Here is a 771-nt window from a genome sequence, read left to right as displayed (position 1 = left end):
GGATTAGGCATCCGTCCCGGAAATGCCAACAGCTTGACCGCGCGGGAGTCGCTGAATCACGCGCGATTCGGACCAACCGTCCCCGCTTTTCACAGCCTGTGGATAAAATGCGCGGCTGTGGACGCGCCTGTGGATGAAATGCCGATTGTCCACCATCACGGCCTCGCTTGGCCGGGTGGGCGGGTTACGCTACCTCTTATCCCCATGTTATCCACAGATCGGCCCACAGCATCGCTCACCGGCCCCGCGACCTGTCTCGCCGCCTATCCTGCTCACCCCCGGTGACGACGCGGCTTCACCTGCATTTGCTGTCGGATTCGACCGGCGAGACGCTGGAGAATATCGCCAAGGCGGCGCTCGCGCAGTTCGACGATGTCGAGACGGTCCGCCACTTCTGGCCGATGGTCCGGACGGTGATGCATCTCGACCGCATCCTCGCGGAGATCGCGCAGAATCCGGGCCTCGTCGTCTACACGCTCGTCAATCCGGCGATGCGGCGGACGCTGGAGACGCGGTGCGCCGGGCTCGGGCTACCCGCGGTCGCGCCGCTCGATCCCGTCAACGACGCGCTGTCGGCGATGCTGGGTCAGCAGGCGAAAGCGCGGCCTGGGCGGCAGCACGTCCTCGACGCCGCCTCTTTCGCACGTGTCGATGCGATTCAGTGGACCATCGCGCATGACGACGGCATCGCGCACGAGGAATGGGAGGAGGCGGACATCGTCCTGGCGGGCGTCAGCCGCTCGTCGAAGACGCCGACCTCGATCTACCTCG

Annotated in this window: 1 protein-coding gene; it reads left to right on the top strand. The window is 65.8% G+C overall.

Features of this window, described 5'->3' with window-relative positions; translation table 11 throughout:
- Positions 1-281: 281 nt before the first annotated feature.
- Positions 282-771 (top strand): kinase/pyrophosphorylase (locus tag AC0IYH_RS28970; protein WP_471837438.1); only part of this gene is annotated, 490 nt, incomplete at its 3' end.

It is taken from the genome of Pseudomonas sp. AC463, from assembly GCF_979253585.1.
This window is presented reverse-complemented; position numbering and strand designations above follow the sequence as displayed.